Raw genomic sequence first — 7,592 nt, 5'->3', positions numbered from 1 at the left:
ACCAGTCCCCAAACACCTACGAGACCAGCACCGCCGCTACCCTCCCGTCAGCGGCGTAAACCACCACCCGTGTCCAAGAACCGGGGGTAAGGCCCCTCAGCGAACCGGATGGCAAGCACCGCGGGACTTCCGGCCGACCAATCTAGCCGCAGCGCGTCCCTGGGGTGGCGGCTTAGCAGACTTCGAGACTCTGCTGAGCGTCACCACACCGTCCGACCGTGAACCGAGCACCGGGGCCATCGGCGCAAACGAGGCTGTGTTGTGCGTCATGGATGACCTTGATGCACCCGACGACATGAGGTGTGAGGCAGCGGCAGGAACTGAGGACGGCTCGGGTGCGTGGAGTAAGCACTCGGCAACCTGGGCGCATCCTGACGCGCTGACCATTGAGTTGCGCGTCACCCAGGAGTGATATGCAACGCCCGCTCATGCCGCATTCCGCGCTGTCATGCCGATGAACGGATGTCGAGGGACCAGGCCGACGGGGTACGCACCGGGCTGACTGCTACTGTCCGCCACGTGGAGAGCGATGACGAGATCCTGGAAATGGTTCGCCTGGACCAGGGTCTCGCCGAACTGCTGTGGGAAGTCTGCGAGTTTGACCTCACACGCGGTGACCACGGCGAGCCTGTCCACCTGTCGTCCGGATATGCCTTGGAAGGTATAGCAGGTGACTTCAGTGGCGGCACGTTCTTCCTCTGCGGTGAACGCCGCTCGATCCGTCCGGTCTTGTATGCCAGTTCTGAAGGGCAAGCCGGCCTTATCGGCCACAGCCTTGCCGGAGCCCTGGAGGCCATGATCGGGCTACCGTCCTGGTGGGACTGCCTGAAGTTTTCAGGCGACGGGGATCTGGTGACCATGCAGTCCGCTGCGGAGCACCTGCAGCGCGACGAGCTCAGAGACGAGCCAGAGCTTGGTGCTCGGCGAGTTCAACTCGCAACAGCACTGTCGTTGGAGCTGGCGACTGTCCCGCTGCTGCTGGCCGGCTTGCGCGATGCGGTGGCCAGCACCACACCTGACTTCGCCCTAACCGTCGAAACTGGTGAGCAGTACGAGTCGCTGTTTGGGCCGTGGCTGCCGAGCCGCAATCCCTCCTGGAGTTGAGAAACCTCAGTCACAGCCGACGGCCGAACGCCAAGATCAGGTGCGCTGATCTGCCGCGGAGAGTGAAAGCTCGGAAACTGCGATGTGCGGTCTCTGCGCTGATCCCGCTGCGATACTCCTCCGCATGGAGCGATTTGATGTGAGGGCGGACGCGCAACTCGATGACGACAACGTGATGCTCACACTGAGCGGAGACTCATGGCTCCTGAGCGTGAACGCAAGTCCGGTCGAATGGGCTACGGGCCTCCCTCGCGTTCCCGGCGCCGACCACGCCCAGCGCTCGGACGTGAACCTCGGGACGTGCGCGAGGCACCCCGTCTGGTGGAGCGTGAGCGACGGTCAACTCACCATGAGCGTGGGCCAGGACGTCGAGAGTTGCGACTTCCCTCTGCCGTGATCCTGCCGGCTGCCCTGCTGTCAGAGATTCAGGCACAACTGGACGACCTCGACAGCAACGACTGGGGTTAGCCCATTCGGCGTAACGCACTCACATACCGCATTGGGGACGTTGCTGCGTGCGGAGATTTCGCCACTGAGGGCGCCGCCGCAGACAGGTGGCCTATTTGTCGCGTTGGGTATCCCTTTTTACGATGCACGCTGTCGGCGACCGGGCCGGTCAGCTGGCAAGAGCGGTGCCTTCGGGTGCATGATGCTGCGTGCCTATCAACGCCACTGCCTACGACACTGCACTCGTCGTTGAGCCGTTCCCACCCACCGACTCTGATGGATTCCGGAGAGCGTGGACGTGGCTTGAACAGCGCCAACGGGAGGTTGGTGGCCAAATCTTGGTCTATGCACTGTGGTTCGATCACCCAGGCCTGGCCGGCTATCGCGACGACCGGCGTGTTCGTCTCGCTAGCCACAAGGACGCTCGCGGAGTGCTGGGCTGGGACGGCGGACCTGTCCTTGCTCCCAACCCGAGCCGGGAAAGCGTCGCCACGATCGCTGAGGATCCGCGGACGAGGGCCTTGTGCGTTCTGACAAGTCAACACATCTCCACACTCAAGTCCATCGATGGTTGGCGGCTCGCTGCACGACCACGCCCCCTCAGTGCAATACCACCGGTCACGGCACACCCCGATGCCATCGACGCCGTCGCTGTCGCCGGTCTGCGCGAGATTCAGGCTGTGATCGAGGCAGACCCTGACGGGCTGGCAAGGCAACGAACCCAGCGCGCCAGAATCCTCGCTCGCCTCAGGGCTGCTGGACGGTGTCCGGGCGCCAACGACGCCTACGCTTGGGCTCTGGTCAACGGTTGGTCGGCCCGAGCGGCGGAGGTCCTCCGTTCGATGGCCGGCAACGTTCACGCGACTCAGAGCCCCGATCAGCCGGGGCACTCCAACCCAGTCGACCCAGGCACCCAACAGCGCCTCGATCGTGCCGATTCCTCTGACCACTAGGCACTTGCACCAGACGTGCCAGACCTGCGAAGTCGCGACCTCGATACGTCCGCATCTGCCGCGATGCGAGTGCTCTAGGTGCTGTCGGCGTACGCCAAGCCCTGACCGCAATGACGGCAGCGGAACAGGTAGGCGGTCAGGTCGCCATCAGCGCTCAGGTGGGGCAGTACGTCTTCTCGCCATCCCTCGACGAGCAGCGAATCGACCGCTCCGGGTGTTGCCCTGACTTGCTCCCAACCAGCGCGGCCATGGAACTCAGCCGCGTCTGCGCAATGGAACATCCAGCGCTCCTGCTGCCAGCCGGCGAATCCCGGCGTCCGGCGCGCGACATCGTCCAGCACGTCCGCTGGAACGTCGCCTGGGGCGCCGTCTGTGGTCGTGAATACTGCGTCGAAGTGCTTTGAGGCGCTGCCGTCGGCGATGCACCAAGGGCACAGGAACTCGACTTCCTCGACCGCGTAGGTGGGCCCCACGTAGACGAATCCACGCGCCGCGCCACACCGTCCGCAGACTTCGGCCGATTGAGCGACCGATCCTGTGGCGACGGGATCGGGGTGGTAGCGGAACACCGGCAGGCCCACGTTCATGGCCGAAGCATTCGGGACTAGCAACCTCGGCACAAGCCCCCGGCCGCGATTCGCCCTGTCATGCCGCCGAGCGTGAAGCCCGCTCATGCCGATGAGAGCCGCCCGGCACGCAGGGGTCGGTAGGATCTCGTGCCGTTTGGAGGTGTCGTGGGAACCTTGTATGACCAGATGCTGGCTGTCGTTGACGTGCCTCTTCCTTCCCTGATCCAGCCGAAGGTCCAAGTTGGTGCCGGCGCGGTCATCGACCAGTGGCGCTTGCCCGAATCAGATCGCTCGGCACTGCGAACCTGGGGCCTACCCGAAGGGCCTTTACTCCATCCAACCCCGCAAGCCGAATCCGAGCCTGTGCTGATACCCAACATCGCCAGTGGGTCAGAACGTCGGCTTCTTTCGGCGGACCAAAGACTGTATCTCCTTGGCACCTATGGTGCCGAGTTCGATCCCAGTACCGCGATCCGAGTCGGAGCGGTTGCTGATGCGGGCCAAGTCATGGGCATACGGGCACGACCAGTAACCACAGCCGACATCGCCGAGCCGCTGCGCGCGTATCACCCGAACCTGTACCAGCCGGCCGTTTGCTACTTCAACGGCTCGGTGGCTGCCTTCGTGGAGCTCGCCTGGCGCTGGCACGCGGCGGTCGAACTGCTCCGTGCGCACCCGGGGCCACAGCACACCGCGCCCCTCGAAGAACACGAACAGCACTACGCCGACGTCGAACGATCCTGCGCGATGTTCCTGGACCGCATGACCTTGCTTGACCCCTCGCTGGGTGACAGCGACCTCAGCTCGGTGTGGGTGAAAACGATCACCGACGACACTTGAACGATCTGACAAAGCCGGTCGGATTCCCGCACATGCCGCGCTCCGGCGGAAACGTCCGGACATCAGCGTAAGGCGCTTTGTGTCAAGCGTTTCTGGTCCGGTGCCCGGTCCGTCGTCTGTCCCTGCATAGCGTGAATGGGGCTGGGCCCGTCAGCGTGTAATCGGGTTGTTCAGACGACGGGCGGGGCTGCCCATGATGTCCGGCGAGGTGACTGGTGTTCCTCAATGCCGCGTCGGGCTCGTCCCGTCCGCCTGCTTGAGTGGGCGCCTGGGCTGGTTAGGCGGCGTTGGTGTTGGCGGGTTGGTGTCGGGTGCCGTGGGTCGCGATGACCGGGTCCCAGGCGATGCCGTTGGTGATCACGGCGTGAATGTGCCGCAGGATCGCGGCCGCGATCACGGTCTGCGCCTGGGTCGGGGTCAGCTTGTTGGTCTCCCGGGTGGTCAGGTGCCGGTAGCGGGCGGCGTAGACGGTGTTGGTTTGCAGGGCGCCCCAGACCGCGCGCCAGGCGGCCAGCCGGAGTCGGGGTCTGCCTTGGCCGGTGAGCTTGGTGCGGCCGGTGAAGGTGCCGGAGAGCTTCTCTCGTGGTGCGAGGCCGGCGTGCTTGACCAGGGCGAGAACCGGCGAGGGTCGCCGGTCTCGGCCAGGATCGCTGCGGCGCCGATGGCCGAGATCCCAGAGATCGAGGTGACCAGCGCGGTCAGCTCGAGTTCGTCGAGGACGGCGATCATCCGGGCTTGTGTGTCGGCGAGCTTGCGCTGGTTGTCGGCCCAGTCCGCCAGCAGTAACTGGACCCGTTCGAGTCCACCGCGGCGGTGGGCGATCACACCGGTCAGGTCATTGAGCGCGGCGAAGAGCTTGCGGACGATGCGCAGGCAGGGCTTGTGCCCGCCCCGGTGGGTGATCTCGCGGCGCACGGCGGTCTCGAACCGAGCCAGGCCGAGGCGCCGGGTCCGGGACAAGTCGGCGTTGTCGCGGTCCACGACGACCCACATCGCGGCCGCCCAGGTGCGGGACCGGAACGGGTAATTGGCCGTCTCCAACGCGGCGGGCCAGACGCACTCGAGCAGGTCTCGCATCTGCTGGACCTGCGCGACCGCCTCGCCCGATCAGCCGTTCCCGGCGGGTTCCCAGATGCCGCAGCCGGCCCCAGGTCTCCTCGACCGGTTCGGGCACGTAGCAGCGCAACTGGGCGGTGAGCCGGGCGATCAAGATCGCGTCCTTGTCGTCGGTCTTGTCGAAGGTCAGGTCCTCGCTCCTGCGCGCCCAGGAGGTCTGGATCGGCTGCACGCACACGAACGGCATCGACCGGTCCGCGGCCAGTTGCCCAAGCACCCGCCAACGATGCCCGGTCGGCTCGCACGACACCGTGACCCCGGCGAACCCCGTCGCCCTGGCGCGCTCGGCAGCCCAATCCAACGCCGTCGAGAGATCCCACGCCCGACAACGGAACGTCCGTCGTGCCAACACCTTGGAGTCGTGGTCGGTGACCACCACCACCTGCTTGTTGTCGGCCAGGTCGATCCCGACGATCGCATTGCTCAACGGCACCAGCACACGCAACCGAGCAAGCCGCGCGTTACGGTTCCGGTCACCTCGAGACACACCACTACCATCGGACATGAACGTCCTCCTCCTGCGATGGGACACCAAGCCCTACAAGCGCATCAGGAGGACGTTCCTACGCCCGGACCGACACGCAGAACGTCTCTCTATGCCGCGGGGAGTGAAGCGCGACCATGCCGAGTTCAGGAAGTTCCGCAGGGGAACCGATCGTCCTCATCCTGCGGTAGAAGCCGGGTCAGTTCGCCGCCCGTCCGACCCAACCCGTGCTGTGGTTCAGCAGCTCTAGGTCGACCATGACCATCGCGACCCTGTCAGAGGCATCGCGCCCGATTCGGATCGGATAAAACCCATCGCCCATGCCGCAACTGACGAAAACAGCGGCAGTGCCACCGGAGGCGTCGGGAATGGCCGCGAACCCGGCATCGCTGGCCTCACGTATGGCGGCGTCGACCCGATCCTCATCGCCGCTGAGCAGTGCGAGCGACTCTCGCTTCGAAGCGTCGTAGAAGCAGGCCGTGCCCGCGTCGACACCGACTCCAAGGACCTTGCCGTCTGATCCCTCGTCGACCCAGTTCCATCCGGCGACTGGGTTGTCGCTGATCTTGAGTGTGGCCGCCGTCACGAGACGGCGAGGGAGGTCAGTCCGCCCCGTAGATGGCAATGCAACCACGGACAGCAACATGGGATATGTACCCGGAGGCACCTTCGCCACCACAGGCCAAGCTTCGTCGAAACTGCCAAAGTAGGCGGGATCAACAGCGACGACCCGCCCTGTGGCAAGGTTCAGATGACAAACCTCGACAACCTCCAGCGTGGACACGTCGCCCTCGCGCCATCGATGCTGCGCGCCCTGTTCCAAAAGGGCCTCGGCAGCCAGCCAGTCCTCAAAACCCATTCATCCAACCTCTCCTGAGACGCCACAAGCTACCAGGACGAGTGCTGGTGCGGGCGATGCATGGAATGCACTCATCTGCCGCCGAGAGGGAAGCACGCTCATGCCGATTTGAGGACGTCGCCGAGGCTGTCGTCGCCAATGCGTGGAACCATGCCCACATGGTGACTCGGAAGTATGACCTCGTCGCGCGCATGCGCGAGCTGGGCGCGGAAGATCCCGAAGGTTGGGCAGAGTCCGAACTACGAGAAGACATCCCACAGGAGGCGCGCTGGCTGGTCCTGCGCGGAATCTGGCGGGACATTGACGGTTGGACAGTTGACACCGTCGCTGCAGTACCAGCCGCTCAACGTGCTGTCGCGGCTGGTGCAGACCCCGTGGATGTTGCCCAAGCCATGAGATTGGCCGCGTATGAAGCCGCCTTTAGCGTGCTTTCACGCGTCGACGAGGGTTACGACCCCGATGCTCCCACGGACGCTCCCGGATGGTCGTTGGCCGAAATCCGGTTCGACGACAGCGCCGAGGGTATGCCAAGCGGACGAGTTGTCGATGGGCTACACGAAAGCATCCTGACCGCAGATCCATCCGGCCGAGAAGGCGCTGATCTCTGGCAGTGACCGCTGCAACTCGGCCAGCGCACCAGAAGGGTGCAAGACGCGCTCTCATGCCGCGATCCGTGCCATAGCCGGTCAACGCACCCGTCCCCAGTCTGGGAGGATGACCGACGTGGCCGAGCGTTTCTGGTTCCCGAGCACGAGCGGGCCCAAGCTGGCTGGTCTGATCGACCATCCAGCAGCCCCGGTCCGTGGCTGGGGCGTGTTCTCGCACGGCTTCACCCTTGGCAAGGAGAGCCCCGCCGCTAGCCGGATCTGCAAGCAGTTGGCCAGCGAGGGCATCGGGATGCTCCGCTTCGACAATCTCGGGCTCGGCGATTCCGAGGGCGACTGGGGCGACGGGTCCTTTTCCAACAAGGTCGCCGACACCGCCCAGGCGGTGCGATTCATGAATGAGTCGGGTCGCGAGGTGCGGCTGGTCGTGGGGCACTCCTTCGGCGGCGCGGCAGTCATCGCCGCGGCCCACCACGTCGACTCGGTGCGCGCGGTGGTGAGCATAGGCGCGCCCTACCAACCTGGCCACGTCGAGCACAACTACGACGCGCTCGTGGAACGGATCCTCGCCGACGGTGAGGCGCCGTTCCTGATCGGCGGCAAGGCGCTCACCCT

General features: G+C 65.1%; 7 protein-coding genes and 1 pseudogene. 4 read left to right on the top strand and 4 right to left on the bottom strand.

The window, feature by feature from the left end; translation table 11 throughout:
* The first annotated feature begins 519 nt into the window (after positions 1 to 519).
* Positions 520 to 1,104 (top strand): hypothetical protein, encoded by a 585-nt coding sequence (locus tag AB0H36_RS47485; RefSeq protein WP_360538821.1) that lies wholly within the window; start codon positions 520 to 522, stop codon positions 1,102 to 1,104.
* Between the two features lie 1,474 nt (positions 1,105 to 2,578).
* On the opposite strand, the gene AB0H36_RS47480 is transcribed toward AB0H36_RS47485, so the two are convergent.
* The gene (locus AB0H36_RS47480; protein WP_360538818.1) at positions 2,579 to 3,091 is read right to left on the bottom strand and encodes a CbrC family protein; all 513 of its coding nucleotides are present in this window, start codon (positions 3,089 to 3,091) and stop codon (positions 2,579 to 2,581) included.
* 147 nt (positions 3,092 to 3,238) lie between these two features.
* Between AB0H36_RS47480 and AB0H36_RS47475 the strand changes: the two genes are divergently transcribed.
* Positions 3,239 to 3,913 (top strand): SUKH-4 family immunity protein, encoded by a 675-nt coding sequence (locus AB0H36_RS47475; protein ID WP_360538815.1) that lies wholly within the window; start codon positions 3,239 to 3,241, stop codon positions 3,911 to 3,913.
* 511 nt (positions 3,914 to 4,424) lie between these two features.
* Here AB0H36_RS47475 and AB0H36_RS47470 read toward each other — a convergent pair.
* The 3 genes and pseudogenes from AB0H36_RS47470 to AB0H36_RS47460 form a co-directional block, all read right to left on the bottom strand.
* Positions 4,425 to 4,523: pseudogene (locus AB0H36_RS47470) on the bottom strand (transposase); the annotation flags it as partial.
* A 225-nt stretch (positions 4,524 to 4,748) separates the two neighbouring features.
* Entirely contained in the window at positions 4,749 to 5,534 is a 786-nt protein-coding gene (locus tag AB0H36_RS47465) for a transposase (protein WP_360538812.1), read from the bottom strand.
* A 178-nt stretch (positions 5,535 to 5,712) separates the two neighbouring features.
* Positions 5,713 to 6,372, bottom strand: coding sequence for a DUF4241 domain-containing protein (locus AB0H36_RS47460; RefSeq protein WP_360538809.1), 660 nt, complete (start codon positions 6,370 to 6,372; stop codon positions 5,713 to 5,715).
* Positions 6,373 to 6,530: 158 nt separating this feature from the next.
* Here AB0H36_RS47460 and AB0H36_RS47455 point away from each other — a divergent pair, with 158 nt between their 5' ends.
* Both AB0H36_RS47455 and AB0H36_RS47450 read left to right on the top strand, forming a co-directional pair.
* Positions 6,531 to 6,986, top strand: a complete 456-nt coding sequence (locus tag AB0H36_RS47455) for a hypothetical protein (protein WP_360538806.1) — start codon at positions 6,531 to 6,533, stop codon at positions 6,984 to 6,986.
* A 100-nt stretch (positions 6,987 to 7,086) separates the two neighbouring features.
* A partial coding sequence (locus tag AB0H36_RS47450) for an alpha/beta fold hydrolase (protein ID WP_360538803.1) occupies positions 7,087 to 7,592 on the top strand: 506 nt, incomplete at its 3' end.

The organism is Kribbella sp. NPDC050820, assembly GCF_040653975.1.
Taxonomy (GTDB): domain Bacteria; phylum Actinomycetota; class Actinomycetes; order Propionibacteriales; family Kribbellaceae; genus Kribbella.
The sequence above is the reverse complement of the archived record's forward strand: the minus strand, read 5'-3'. Positions and strand labels throughout refer to the sequence as shown.

What these genes read in the sequence shown, in the direction of transcription:
- AB0H36_RS47480 (WP_360538818.1), bottom strand. Translation starts at nt 3,091, where the DNA reads ATGAACGTGGGCCTGCCGGTGTTCCGCTACCACCCCGATCCCGTCGCC.
- AB0H36_RS47465 (WP_360538812.1), bottom strand. Translation starts at nt 5,534, where the DNA reads ATGTCCGATGGTAGTGGTGTGTCTCGAGGTGACCGGAACCGTAACGCG.
- AB0H36_RS47460 (WP_360538809.1), bottom strand. Translation starts at nt 6,372, where the DNA reads ATGGGTTTTGAGGACTGGCTGGCTGCCGAGGCCCTTTTGGAACAGGGC.
- AB0H36_RS47455 (WP_360538806.1), top strand. Translation starts at nt 6,531, where the DNA reads ATGGTGACTCGGAAGTATGACCTCGTCGCGCGCATGCGCGAGCTGGGC.